14 protein-coding genes are annotated in these 11,299 nt (G+C 70.6%); 5 read left to right on the plus strand and 9 right to left on the minus strand.

All coding sequences use genetic code 11. The features are described from left to right. Positions 1-81: 81 nt before the first annotated feature. Entirely contained in the window at positions 82-816 is a 735-nt protein-coding gene (locus M2266_RS07095; RefSeq protein ID WP_277437379.1) for a hypothetical protein, read from the minus strand. A 107-nt stretch (positions 817-923) separates the two neighbouring features. Further along, on the minus strand, positions 924-2,183 hold the full coding sequence (locus M2266_RS07100; RefSeq protein WP_277437380.1) for a family 10 glycosylhydrolase: 1,260 nt from the start codon (positions 2,181-2,183) through the stop codon (positions 924-926). A 155-nt stretch (positions 2,184-2,338) separates the two neighbouring features. On the opposite strand from M2266_RS07100, the gene M2266_RS07105 reads away from it, so the two are divergent. Further along, complete coding sequence (locus tag M2266_RS07105; RefSeq protein ID WP_277437381.1) at positions 2,339-3,196, plus strand: 3-hydroxybutyryl-CoA dehydrogenase; 858 nt, start codon at positions 2,339-2,341, stop codon at positions 3,194-3,196. Between the two features lie 105 nt (positions 3,197-3,301). Here the strand turns inward: M2266_RS07105 and M2266_RS07110 are convergent, their stop codons facing one another. Next, complete coding sequence (locus M2266_RS07110; protein ID WP_277437382.1) at positions 3,302-4,111, minus strand: ABC transporter ATP-binding protein; 810 nt, start codon at positions 4,109-4,111, stop codon at positions 3,302-3,304. Further along, on the minus strand, positions 4,068-4,988 hold the full coding sequence (locus tag M2266_RS07115) for an ABC transporter permease (RefSeq protein ID WP_277437383.1): 921 nt from the start codon (positions 4,986-4,988) through the stop codon (positions 4,068-4,070). Before M2266_RS07115 ends, M2266_RS07110 begins: the two co-directional genes overlap by 44 nt. A gap of 143 nt (positions 4,989-5,131) precedes the next feature. Here M2266_RS07115 and M2266_RS07120 point away from each other — a divergent pair, with 143 nt between their 5' ends. Beyond that, positions 5,132-5,752 carry a TetR/AcrR family transcriptional regulator gene (locus M2266_RS07120; RefSeq protein WP_277437384.1) on the plus strand — a complete coding sequence of 207 codons (621 nt, stop codon included), beginning with the start codon at positions 5,132-5,134 and terminating at the stop codon, positions 5,750-5,752. A gap of 52 nt (positions 5,753-5,804) precedes the next feature. Here M2266_RS07120 and M2266_RS07125 read toward each other — a convergent pair whose 3' ends face one another. Both M2266_RS07125 and M2266_RS07130 read right to left on the minus strand, forming a co-directional pair. After that, positions 5,805-6,023: a hypothetical protein gene (locus tag M2266_RS07125; protein WP_277437385.1), complete on the minus strand. Its 219-nt coding sequence runs from the start codon at positions 6,021-6,023 to the stop codon at positions 5,805-5,807. Positions 6,024-6,191: 168 nt separating this feature from the next. Continuing rightward, the gene (locus M2266_RS07130; RefSeq protein WP_277437386.1) at positions 6,192-6,365 is read right to left on the minus strand and encodes a hypothetical protein; all 174 of its coding nucleotides are present in this window, start codon (positions 6,363-6,365) and stop codon (positions 6,192-6,194) included. Between the two features lie 281 nt (positions 6,366-6,646). Here M2266_RS07130 and M2266_RS07135 point away from each other — a divergent pair, with 281 nt between their 5' ends. Then, positions 6,647-6,895 (plus strand): hypothetical protein, encoded by a 249-nt coding sequence (locus M2266_RS07135; RefSeq protein WP_277437387.1) that lies wholly within the window; start codon positions 6,647-6,649, stop codon positions 6,893-6,895. Here the strand turns inward: M2266_RS07135 and M2266_RS07140 are convergent. Then, complete coding sequence (locus M2266_RS07140; RefSeq protein ID WP_277437388.1) at positions 6,877-7,407, minus strand: NUDIX hydrolase; 531 nt, start codon at positions 7,405-7,407, stop codon at positions 6,877-6,879. The two genes, M2266_RS07135 and M2266_RS07140, sit on opposite strands and share 19 nt — an antisense overlap. Positions 7,408-7,459: 52 nt before the next feature. Then, a complete protein-coding gene (locus tag M2266_RS07145) occupies positions 7,460-8,797 on the minus strand; it encodes a transcriptional regulator (protein ID WP_277437389.1) in 1,338 nt (445 codons plus the stop codon). Positions 8,798-9,054: 257 nt separating this feature from the next. Here M2266_RS07145 and M2266_RS07150 point away from each other — a divergent pair, with 257 nt between their 5' ends. Beyond that, positions 9,055-9,363, plus strand: coding sequence for a hypothetical protein (locus M2266_RS07150; protein WP_277437390.1), 309 nt, complete (start codon positions 9,055-9,057; stop codon positions 9,361-9,363). A gap of 15 nt (positions 9,364-9,378) precedes the next feature. On the opposite strand, the gene M2266_RS07155 is transcribed toward M2266_RS07150, so the two are convergent. Further along, positions 9,379-10,605: a PP2C family protein-serine/threonine phosphatase gene (locus M2266_RS07155; protein WP_277437391.1), complete on the minus strand. Its 1,227-nt coding sequence runs from the start codon at positions 10,603-10,605 to the stop codon at positions 9,379-9,381. Between the two features lie 288 nt (positions 10,606-10,893). On the opposite strand from M2266_RS07155, the gene M2266_RS07160 reads away from it, so the two are divergent. Then, positions 10,894-11,253: a nuclear transport factor 2 family protein gene (locus M2266_RS07160; protein ID WP_277437392.1), complete on the plus strand. Its 360-nt coding sequence runs from the start codon at positions 10,894-10,896 to the stop codon at positions 11,251-11,253. Positions 11,254-11,299 lie beyond the last annotated feature (46 nt).

Here is an 11,299-nt window from a genome sequence, read left to right on the forward strand (position 1 = left end):
CACGACAAGCTTCAAACTGAGCTTTGCGCTCCTGGCGCACCCTCCGCACACCGGCGGAGGGGGTCTGTTGGGTGTGGCCTGCTACGGCCCGAGAAGGTAGCCGAGTACGGCGTCCCCGACCCGCTGGTCGGTGACTTCCGCGCTGTTGGCCTCCTCGCGGGCGAACTTGACCGCGTTCTGCAGCTTCTCGATCCGCTCGAGCAGCTCGTTGACCCGCCGGGCGGGAAGGGCGCCGGAGAACTTGACGGTCGTCCAGTAACCGACCGGCACGTCCTCGTAGTACACGTCGACCTGGGCGGGGTGCTTCTCCGTCGCCTCGGCCTTCACGTGGTTGCGCGGCACCTTCTTCGTACGGATGGTGCGTACGGGCTCGGTCTTCCACGCGTCACTCGACGGGTCGAGGTTCCACGACTCCGCGGCGTCGAGCACCGGGAGCTTGCGGATGAAGGTGTGCAGGTCGACCAGCTGCTTCTCGAGGAACAGCAGGTACGAGACCGGCACTTCGCGCACCAGCGGGCGGCCGTCGACCGTCACGTCGGCGCGGGCCTCGCAGTTCGCCCAGTCCTTGGTGGCGGTGACGTCGAAGAGCCGGGTGAGGGTGAGCGCGGTCGTCCGCAGCACGTCCTCGGCCTTGATCTGGACCCGGGTCGACTCGGGGGGCAGCTGTTCGCCCTCCTCGTCCTTCGGCTGGTAGGTCCGGGAGAGCCCGGAGAGCAGAGCGGGCTTCTGCAGGTCGTGATGGGAAGCGGTCAGTTCCTGATGGGACTTGGACTTGACGCCCTTCTCGACCGCGATGATCTGATTGAGTTTCGCCACACCGTGACGTTAACAGGCGTGACGCCCTTGATCGAACGAATATCCGACGCGGCCCGCGGTAACCACCGCACCCGGGACGGGACTTGGCGGGCCGCGGGCTCGGGGTGTCAGTGCGGTGGGTTCGCGCGGCTTCCGTAGTGGTCGGCCACGACGCGGGTCATCGCCCCGAGCGGGTCGGCAGCCACCTGGGTCGACGAGAAGAAGACGTTGCCGCGCACCTGCGGAAAGTCGCGGTCGAAGGTGAGGTGGCGGGAGAGCTCGGCGGGGTCCTGCCAGGCCGCGGGCTGGCCCGCGACACCCACCTTGTAGAGCGCCTCGCCCACGTACAGGTCGACGCCCGTGCCCGCGACCACGTCCGCCCACCAGGGGACGAGCTCGGCGTAGTCGGCCGCCGGGAACCCGATGTTCCAGTACACCTGCGGCACGATGTAGTCGATCCACCCCTTCTTCACCCAGCCGCGGGTGTCGGCGTTCAGGTCGTCATAGGTCTGGACGCCCGCCGTGGTGTCGGAGCCGAGCGGGTCGGTCGCCCGGTTGCGCCAGACCCCGAACGGGCTGATCCCGAAGCGGGTGCGCGGCCGGATCCGCCGGATGCGGACGGCCGTCTCGCGCACCAGTCGGTCGGTGTTGTCGCGCCGCCAGGCCGCCCGGTCCGGGAAGCCGGCACCGTGGGCGGCGTACGCGGCGTCGTCGTCGAAGACCTGCCCCGCCACCGGGTACGGATAGAAGTAGTCGTCCCAGTGCACCGCGTCGACCGGATAGCGCCGCACGGCGTCGAGCATCGCCTCCTGGACGAACCGCCGCACCTGCGGCAGCCCGGGGTTGTAGTACAGCTTCCCGCCGTACGGGACGACCCACTCGGGGTGCAGCCGTGCCGGGTGGGTCGGGACGAGCCGGCTCGGGTCGGTGTGGTTGGCGATGCGGTACGGGTTGAACCAGGCGTGCAGTTCCAGACCACGCCGGTGCGCCTCGCGCACCGCCGTGCCGAGCGGGTCCCAGCCGGGGTCCTGGCCCTGGGTCCCGCTGAGGTACTGCGACCACGGCTCGTACGGCGACGCCCACAGCGCGTCCGCGGTGGGCCGGACCTGGAGGATCACCGCGTTGAGCCGGCGTTCGACGGCCGTGTCCAGCAGGTCGAGCAGCTCCTGCCGCTGCTCGGCGGCCGGCAGACCGGGCGCGGAGGGCCAGTCCGTGTTGGCGACGGTCGCGATCCACATGCCGCGGAACTGCCGCGCCGGGCGCTCCGACGCCGCGTCCCGTGCCATGGCGGCCGCCGCCGCGGGTGTCCCGGTGGCGGCCGCCGCGGCCACCGCGCCGGCGGTGCCGATGGCACCCACGGCGAAGGTCCTGCGAGTGATGTGCCCCATCCGTGCCCCCTGGTCGTCGGGTGCTGTCCCGCTGATGATGGTGGGGCCGGGGGGCCGGAGCAATCCTCCACACCGGCGGAGTAACGTCGGATCGGGCATACCCGCTACCGCGTGGTGTGCCCGCTTATTCCTGTACCACAGCGAAAGGCTTACGAGTGAGCGACATCCAGCGCGTCGGAGTGGTGGGGGCCGGCCAGATGGGCTCCGGTATCGCGGAGGTCTGCGCCCGCGCCGGACTGGACGTCCGCGTCGCGGAGACCACCGGCGAGGCTCTGGAGCTCGGCCGCACCCGGCTGACGAACTCCCTCGGGAAGGCCGCGGAGCGCGGCAAGATCACCGAGGAGGAGCGCGACGCGACACTCGCCCGCCTGAGCTTCACCACCGACCTCGGCGAGTTCGCCGACCGCGATCTCGTGATCGAGGCGGTGGTCGAGAACGAGCAGGTCAAGACCGAGATCTTCCAGGTCCTCGACCAGGTGGTGACCCGGCCGGACGCGATCCTCGCCTCCAACACCTCGTCCATCCCGCTGGTGAAGCTCGCGGTGGCCACCTCGCGTCCCGAGTACGTGCTCGGGATCCACTTCTTCAACCCGGCCCCGGTGCAGAAGCTCGTCGAGCTGATCCCGGCCCTCACCACCGCCGACGAGACGCTCAAGCGCACCGAGAGCCTCGTCACCGACGTCCTCGGCAAGCACGCGATCCGCGCCCAGGACCGCTCCGGCTTCGTCGTGAACGCGCTGCTGGTCCCTTACCTCCTGTCGGCGATCCGGATGTTCGAGTCCGGAATCGCCAGTCGCGAGGACATCGACAACGGCATGGAGATGGGCTGCGCGCACCCGATGGGTCCGCTCAAGCTCTCCGACCTCATCGGTCTCGACACCATCGCCGCCATCGCGGACTCGATGTACCACGAGTTCAAGGAGCCGCTGTACGCCGCTCCCCCGCTGCTCCAGCGCATGGTCGACGCGGGCCGTCTGGGCCGTAAGACCCATGCGGGTTTCTACCAGTACTGACAGCACGTACCGACAGCACGGATACGGCGCGAAAGGAGCCGGCCCGCCGTTCCGACGGCGGGCCGGCTCCTTTCTTTTCATGACGGTTCTCTGTATGACGGTCTTCTACGCGTGGGCCTTCTCATACGCGCTGACCACTTCGTCGGTGGGGCCGTCCATCAGGAGCTCGCCCTTCTCCAGCCACAGCACCCGGTCGCAGGTGTCACGGATCGACTTGTTGTTGTGACTGACCAGGAAGACCGTGCCCGCCTCCTTGCGCAGCTCACGAATACGGGCCTCGGAGCGGCGCTGGAAGGAGCGGTCGCCCGTGGCGAGCGCCTCGTCGATCATCAGCACGTCATGGTTCTTGGCCGCCGCGATCGAGAACCGCAGCCGCGCCGCCATACCCGAGGAATACGTGCGCATCGGCAACGAGATGAAATCACCCTTCTCGTTGATCCCCGAGAACTCCACGATCCCCTGATACCGCTCGCGGATCTCCTCCTGCGACATCCCCATCGCCAACCCGCCGAGAATCACGTTCCGCTCACCGGTCAGATCGTTCATCAACGCCGCGTTCACCCCCAACAGCGAGGGCTGGCCATCGGTGTAGACCCGGCCGCTCTCCGGCGGCAACAGACCCGCGATCGCCCGCAACAACGTCGACTTACCCGACCCGTTCGACCCGATCAACCCAACCGCCTCACCCCGATACGCGGTGAAACTCACCCCCCGCACCGCATGCACCAACCGCACGTTCGGCGACGACTTGCGCGACACGATCCGCCCCAGGGCAGCCGTCGCACTACCCTTGCCGGCGCCCGCACCCCGCACCCGGTACACAATGTGCACCTCATCCGCGATCACGGTCGGCACACGGGATTCGCTCTGCTCAGCCACGGCCGTACTTCTCCTCAGCCTTCCAGAAATACACATACCCGCCGACACCCGCCACGACCGCCCAGCCCACCGCGACCGCCCACACATGCGGCGGCATCTGCTCCGCCGTCACACTGTCGATCAACGCGAACCGCATCAGATCGATGTACACCGCGATCGGATTCACATCCAGCAACACCCGCACGAAATACGGGGCATCCTTCGTGAAGTTCGCGATGCTGTACATCACCCCCGACGTGTACATCCACGTCCGCAAGATGAACGGCATCAACTGCGCCAAGTCCGTCATCTTGCTGCCCAACCGCGCCACCGCCAACGCCAGACCCGCGTTGAACACCGACTGCACGAACAACGCCGGCACCGCCAGCAACCACGACCAGGTCGGCACCTCACCGGTCATCAACACGATCGAGAACAGCACCAGCATCGACATCAGCAACTGCTGCAACTGCATCAACGTGAACGCGATCGGCATCGACGCCCGCGGGAAATGCAACGCCCGAATCAACCCCAGGTTCCCCGCCACCGCCTTCACACCACTCATGATCGACGACTGGGTGAACGTGAAGATGAAAATGCCCGTCACCAGGAACGCGATGAAGTTGTGCACACCACGATCGGTCCCCAGCAACAACCCGAAGATCAGGTAATACACCGCCGCATTCAGCAACGGCGTCATCACCTGCCACAACTGACCCAGCCGCGCATCGGTGTACTGCGCCTGCGTCCGCGCCTTCGCGAACTCGTTGATGAAGTGCCGCCGGCCCCACAACTGCCGGGTGTACTCCGCAAGGCCCGGCCGGGCACCACTGACCGACAGCCCGTACTTCGCCGCCAGATCAGCGGCCGACAGCCCGCCGTCGGGCCTGTCCAGGTCCTGCGCCGCCGCGGGGGCGTCCGTGTGCAAGCTCATGTGAGGCGCTTTCGTTCGGGGCGAAAACGGGGAGTGAACGCGCCGCGACGGAACGGATCCGTCTCGTCGTGTGACACGACCGTAGAGCATGAATTGAAGGGAACGCAACCGTTCCGTCGCTACGTCACGCTAGGCTCGGAGGCATGCCTACGGAGCCCCGAACCCCTCGTCGCGCCCCCGCGGGAGCCGCCGTGCTCCGGGAGGACGTGACGGACGCCATCCGCAGCGCCGTCTTCGACGAGCTGGCGGCGGTCGGCTACGGCCGGATGTCCATCGAGGGGATCGCCCGCCGGGCCGGGGTCGGCAAGGCCGCGGTCTACCGGCGCTGGCGCTCGAAGCTGCCACTGGTGCTCGACACGGTGTCCGCCGTGGCGGTCCAGGGGATGCCCGCGCCGGACACCGGCTCGCTCCTCGGTGACGTCCGGTTACTGCTGGAGGTCACTTCACGCGCCCTGCGGCACCCGGTCGCGTCGCAGATCATCCCGGACCTGCTCGCCGAGGCGGCGCGCAACCCGGAGATCGCCGCGGCGCTGCAGACGGCGCTGCGCGACACCCAGCGCGGCATCTCGGCGGCCGTCGTGCGCAAGGCGGTCGAGCGCGGCGAGCTGGCGGCGGGGACCGACGCGGACATGTCCCTGGACCTCATCGCGGGTCCGCTCTACTGGCGGCTCGCCGTGATCCGCTCCGCCCTGCCCGCCGGCTACCTGGACAGCCTCGCGGCGGCGACCGTGACCGCCCTGAAGGCGGCCGGGCCGGCGCGCTGACGGTTGCGGCCGGCGCTCTGACCGCCGCCGGGAACGGGCGCCGGTCGTCCGGTCAGTGCTCGGGCGACCGGATCGAGACGATCTCGCCCTTCCAGAGCTGGAACCAGTGCCCTGCCGCGAGGAGCTCCTCGCAGGCGCTGTTGAGGGCCGCGACCCCGTCATGGGTGTGGTGGCGGTCGGAGAGGTAGACCTCGACCCGGCCGCGGCGTTCGCGGACGACCGCGCCGACATCGGGTTCGAGAGGGGCCAGGAGGTAGACGATCCGGAGCACGGTGTTTCCCCATCGGTGGCACGCGCGGCCGGCGGAATCCAGGCACCGGATGCGCGTCACGGGGAACGTACCGCCGGGTCCGTGTACCGACAACAGCCGTACCGGCCAACTACCGCACGACCGACGGGCCGATTGGCCGGACATCGCCGCAGACCGGCGGGAGCGCGTTCACCGCTCCTCGGCGCGCGCCCGCTCCCATGCCTCGACCGTCGCGCGCAGCTGCCGGCGCTCCGCCGGCGGCATCGCCTCGGCGTACGTGACGATGACGCGCATGTCGTCGTCGTAGCCCTGCACCTCGTCCGAGACCCAGCCGAGGTACTGCTCGGCGGCGGCCCGCTGCACGAGCGCGGCCGGCCGTCGCAGGGCGGCGGCGATCGCCCGCAGCTGGACGGGGCCGGGCGCGGTGGCGACCTGGCCGCGGGCGAGCTTGTGCAGATAGGGCTTGGAGACGGTGGGCCCCGGTCACCGGGTCGATGGCGCGGTCGGCGAGGTCCTGGTACGAGTCCCCTGCCGTCTGCGCCTCCTGCACCAACCGGGACAGCTGATCGCGGCGTTCGCTGCCCACCATGCCCACCGTCCCAATTCGTAGACGAAACGTCTCTACCGTGCTTCACTATTTTTACATGAGACCGGACCATCCCCATAGAGCACTCTCCCCCGTGATCCTCAGCCTCCCTCTCAGCACACTCACCATCCTCGTCGGCGGGCGCCGCGCGCTGCTGCCCGCGGTCGCGGTCGCCGCCCTCTCCCTCCTGCTGCTGATCGGCGCCGCCGCACCCGCCGTGTGGTCCCGCAGGCCCGCACGGCGGGCGGCCGCGCTCCACGTCCTGAACAGCCTGCTCGGCCGGGAGCATCAGCCAAGGCGCAGGTGATGCAGCATCAGGAGCGCGGCGGCCATGTTCGACGCGGGGACCTCGCCCCGCGCGACCATGTCCGGCACGGTCTTGAGCGGCACCCACTCCCGCCGGTCCGACTCGAAGTCGTCCTCCGGGTGACCGACGAACGTAGCCTCCTCCGACCAGTAGACGAAGTGACGGGCGTCGGTGAGGCCGTTGGAGGGCTCGACCGTCAGCAGGTGCCGCAGTGTCCCCGGGCGCCAACCGGTCTCCTCCAGCATCTCCCGGGCCGCCGCGGTCTCGATGTCCTCGCCGTCCTCGACGACCCCGGCCGCCAGCTCCCATCCCCAGCTGTCGGTGATGAAGCGGTGCCGCCACAGCAGGAGCACCTCGTTCGCCTCGTTGACGGCGGTCGCCAGCGCGACGGGGCGCAGCCTGATCAGGTAGTGGTCGAGGTGCCGCCCGTCCGGCAACTCGACATCGGCGAGATTGACGCGCATCCAGCGGTTTCTGTACACAGTTCGCTCACTAAGGTTCTTCCATTGCACGATTCCGCCACCTTCCTTTCGGATGGTGACAACATCGCAGCTCGCATCAGCGTCACAGTGGAACGCGGAGCAGCTCGTCGATGAGCCCCGCGGCCTGGACCGCCAGCACACTGTCGTAGGTGGCCAGGTGGTGGCGGACCGCCGCGAACCGGTCGCGCAGACGCTGCGATTCCATACCCCGCCCCTGCTCCACCATCCGGACCGCGAGCGTCGCGCCGTGATCGGCCTCGCCCCGGCGCAGCTCCACGTGGGTCAGCACGGCCAGCCGGTGCACCCGCCCCCGCGCGTGCGAGGGGGAGCTCACCGCCTGGACCGCGTGTTCGAGGGCAGGCCGCAGCTCGCCGAGGCTCATGTACGTCTCGGCCAACTGCACGTCCACCAGACCCGGTTGGACATAGGCGGTCTCCGCGGGTTCCTCCTCGGCCCTGATGCGCTGCTCCGCGGTCTCGGCGAGCCGGGCGCAGCGGTGGGCGCTGGGCCGGTCGCCGAGCCGCCCGTACGCCTTGGCCTGCATCGCGTACAGGTCGGCGGCCAGCGCCGGGGTGACGCTGTGACCGGCCGTGCGCAGCGCCGCCTCGGCGAACGCCACCGCCTGCCGGTAGTCCCGCAGATGGAGCGACTGGTAAACGAGCATGCCGACCACGCAGGCGCCGAGACCCCGGTCCCCGGACGCCTTGGCCAGCCGCAGCGACTGGTGGAAGTAGCGCTGCGCGAGCCCGTGCGCGTCCGTGTCGTAGGCGCAGATCCCCGCGATCCCGACGAGCGCCCCGACCGCGCGGTGCAGCTGCCGGCCCAGCGGATCGGAGTAGCGCCCGCGCAGCAGCGGCGCGGCCTGGACGTTCAGGAAGCCGACGACGCGGTCGCGGGTCGCCACGCCGCCCGCGCCCCGGTACAGCTCCTCGTAGTGCGCGCGGGCGGCGTGCAGCATGGCCACGTCCGCGCCGGTCACCCGCTGCACCCCGGTTCTGGAGACGTCCATGTCCTCCGGCGGGTTCTCCCACTCCCACAGCGGCATGACGGCCTTGGGCCCGGTCAGTACGGGTGCGGTGCGCACATGGGGGCGCTGCTGCTCGTCGGCACGCCATAACGCCGTGGCGCGTTCCACGAATCCGGTCAGCGGGGAGCCCGCCGTCGGGACCACCGCCCCCCGGTCCATCCCGATGTCGGCGAGGGTCAGCGGGCGTTGGACCAGGCCGCCGAGCACCTCGCGGATCAGGTCGGGCACCTCACCGCGAGGGCGCTGGCCCTTGATCCAGCGGGTCACGGCCGTGCGGTCGTACCGGAGGGGCACCCCTCGGGTCCGGCCCAACGCGTTGACCCGGGCCGCCAGTCCAGCGTGCGAGGCACCCGCCTCGTCGAGAACGGCGTCGAACAGCGTGTTGGGTTCCATCCGGGCCCCCTGGGTTCGCCCACTGCGCGCAGCGTAGTCCCACCCCGTTCACACGGGGTGTGAACGGAGCACCCGCATATGCCGGTCGCACACGCTCCCCCAGGGGTGGGCCGGAGGATTGACTGTGACCCAGGCCGCCGACTCCCCCTCGTGCATTGGCGGCGGCCCCACCCCGCACCACTCGTCCTGCGTTGCCAGGCACACCGCGGCAGGGCGGGTGGTGCGGTCCGCGAAGACACTCCCCTGGAGGCCCGACCGTGACCGGTACATGCTTCCGCTGCGCGGCGAGCGGCGCCGGGACGACACGGGTCGGCACTCTGAGCCCGCGTGAGGGCGGCGACTTCGCCGTCTGGGCCTGTGACGCGTGTCTGCCCGCCGCGCCGGACCGCGACTACTGCTTCTTCGTGCCCGCGGCCTCCCGCGCCACGGGATCACGGGCCCTGCGCCTGACGGAGTCCGCCCCGTTCACCGCGCTGGACCTGGACTCGTGCGTCCCGCCGGTGGTGACGATCACACCGTTGCCCGCCGTGCGACGGAACCTGCATTTGTCCGGCCTGTCCTGGTGAACCCCTTGAGCTGCCTCAGCCGTTCGGCGTTGCCGACAGGGCGGCGCGGCGGAGCCGCAGCGGGACGCGGGCCACCTCACGGAGCAGGACGAGCAGCGCCGTGTCGTCCACCGGTCGGCCGGCGGTGTGCCGCAGGGCCGCGGCGCTCAGCGCACGGGCGAGGGGCGCGGCGGTCAGTGCGCCGCCGATCCGCGCGTCGGCGGCCGCGGACGCCACGGCTTCGGGCAGCGGGAAGAACGTCCCGGACGTGTTGCGGGCATCCTGCAGTCCGTCGGTGTAGAGCACCAGCGCCTGGCCGGGCAGCAGCACACCGCGGTGGGCCGGGGCGGCGCGGTCGCCGTCGTCCAGCAGGCCCAGCGGTGGCAGCGGATCCCCCAGAGCCAGCGCCCACGGCCGCTCGCCGCTCGCGTACGGTCCGGCGACATAGGGTTGCGGATGGCCGCAGTTGACGCTCTCCAGCGTGCCGTCGTCGCCCAGCTGCACCAGCAGCAGGGTGACGAACTCCTCGGCGACCGGGTTCTGCGACTCGGTGCCCGCCACCGCCGGGTGCTCGGCGCACGAGCGCTGCCGCAAGTGGCGGTGGAGCGAGCGGTCCAGCCGGGCCAGCACGCCGGTCAGCTCCGGTTCGTCGTACGCGGCCTCGCGGAAGCTGCCGAGCAGCGCGGCGACCGAGTCGATCGCGGTCAGGCCGTGTCCCCGGACGTCGCCGAGCACCGCGCGCAGACCGTACGGCGTGGCCAGCACCTCGTACAGATCGCCGCCGACCCGTGCGCCCTCGCACGCCGAGAGGTACTCGCCCGCCACGGCGTACCCGTTCACCCGCGGCGGCAGCGGCCGCAGCAGCACCCGCTGGGTGGCGACGGCGATCTCGCGGGTGCGTTCCAGTTCTGCGGTCATGCCCGCCCGGCGACCGGCCATCCGGTAGCACAGGGCCACCACCGCGAGGACCGCCAGCGCGGTGCCCAGGCACTCCTGCGCCTCGCGGGCGCCCCGCCCCACCGCTTCCGACAGCAGCGCCACGAGCGCCGTGGCACCGCTGGCCAGCACGCACTGCCGCCGGCCGCTGCCCACACACGCGATGGCGGGTGCCACCGCCAGCGCCGGCAGCAGCTTCACTCCGGGCGCCACCGAGGCGGCCACCAGCACCAGCCCGCACCAGACGCCGGGCAGCACGAACAGCAGGAAGCCCGGGAGACCGGACGGGAGGCCGGGCGCCCCGGAAACCGCTCTGATACGGATCATCCGCCGGCTCCCCCTCGCAGCCGTTGGCGCGGTCGGCGACGGTACGCCCCACAGGGGGCGGGCCCCGCGTCGTGACCGATTCTGTCGATCAATACCTCACCCGCGATGCTGCGCCCTGCGGAATCACCCGATCGAGCGAAGGAACCTGCGGTTGAAGACAGGCACTGACGCATAACGCCTACTTCTGCACCTCATACGATCCATCTCTTCGACTTCCGCACATGAGCGCCGCACCCTGGACAGGAGAAGCGCACCATCCGGTGAACGACGATAGGAGGGCGAACGCCCATGGCCACCACCCGAGAAGCCGCCGCACACCCCGAGGACCTGGCCCGGCTGTTCGTGGAGCGGGCGAACGCGGGCGACGCCGAGGGGGTCGCCGCGCTCTACGAGCCGGACGCCGTGCTGGGATTCCCGCCCCGCAGCGAGACCGTCGGCCGGCAGGCGATCCGCGGCGTCATCGAGCAACTGCTGCGGCAGGCACCGCGGTTCACCCTGGAGGAGCCGCTGCCCACCCTGGTCAACGGCGATCTGGCACTGACCGCGACCCGGTCCGCCGACGGCACCGGCGGCCGCGCCCAGGTGGCCCGCCGCCAGCCGGACGGCAGCTGGCTGCGCATCCTGGACCGGCCGGAATCCCGTGAGTAGGCCCGCGGCTGCGCCCTTCGCCGGGCCGGCAGCGACGAATGGGGCG

This window comes from Streptomyces sp. SPB162, assembly GCF_029504575.1.
Taxonomy (GTDB): Bacteria; Actinomycetota; Actinomycetes; order Streptomycetales; family Streptomycetaceae; genus Actinacidiphila.

Bases quoted from the DNA above. Each gene is read 5' to 3' on its own strand.
- M2266_RS07160 (WP_277437392.1), top strand. From the start codon at position 10,894: ATGGCCACCACCCGAGAAGCCGCCGCACACCCCGAGGACCTGGCCCGG.
- M2266_RS07100 (WP_277437380.1), bottom strand. From the start codon at position 2,183: ATGGGGCACATCACTCGCAGGACCTTCGCCGTGGGTGCCATCGGCACC.
- M2266_RS07120 (WP_277437384.1), top strand. From the start codon at position 5,132: ATGCCTACGGAGCCCCGAACCCCTCGTCGCGCCCCCGCGGGAGCCGCC.
- M2266_RS07115 (WP_277437383.1), bottom strand. From the start codon at position 4,988: ATGAGCTTGCACACGGACGCCCCCGCGGCGGCGCAGGACCTGGACAGG.
- M2266_RS07135 (WP_277437387.1), top strand. From the start codon at position 6,647: ATGAGACCGGACCATCCCCATAGAGCACTCTCCCCCGTGATCCTCAGC.
- M2266_RS07110 (WP_277437382.1), bottom strand. From the start codon at position 4,111: ATGTGTATTTCTGGAAGGCTGAGGAGAAGTACGGCCGTGGCTGAGCAG.
- M2266_RS07155 (WP_277437391.1), bottom strand. From the start codon at position 10,605: ATGATCCGTATCAGAGCGGTTTCCGGGGCGCCCGGCCTCCCGTCCGGT.
- M2266_RS07145 (WP_277437389.1), bottom strand. From the start codon at position 8,797: ATGGAACCCAACACGCTGTTCGACGCCGTTCTCGACGAGGCGGGTGCC.